At 65.5% G+C, this 386-nt stretch carries 1 pseudogene; it reads left to right on the top strand.

Annotated features, from left to right (window positions below):
- Positions 1–2 precede the first annotated feature (2 nt).
- Positions 3–386 (top strand): annotated as a pseudogene (locus EN845_RS33990) (aromatic ring-hydroxylating dioxygenase subunit alpha); the annotation flags it as partial.

A 386-nucleotide genomic window follows, 5' to 3' on the forward strand; every position in this document is an offset into this window, starting at 1 on the left:
CGATGATCGACGAATGGTATCCGGTCGGCCTTGCCAGCCAGCTCGATGCGCATGGACGCAAGACCGCCCTCATGGGCGAGCCGATCGAGGTGAGGCTCGGCGAGGACGGGAACGCCAAGGTCACCGGCGGCAACGGACGTGTTCTGCCGGCCTGTATCCGCTATGGCCATGTCTGGGCGTCGCTCGGCGATCCGCAAAAGCCGCTGTTTGCGATCCCCGAGGCCGACCAGCCCGGCCGCCGGCTCGTCGATGTCGGGGTGGTGCGCGTGCGCTGCTCACCGCTGCGCGCGGTGGAGAACTTCCTGGACATCGCGCATTTTCCGTTCGTCCATACCGACATATTGGGAGCCGAGCCGCATACGGAGGTGCAGAACTACAAGGTCGAG

It is taken from the genome of Mesorhizobium sp. M8A.F.Ca.ET.202.01.1.1 (assembly GCF_004791595.1).
In the GTDB taxonomy this organism is placed as follows: domain Bacteria; phylum Pseudomonadota; class Alphaproteobacteria; order Rhizobiales; family Rhizobiaceae; genus Mesorhizobium.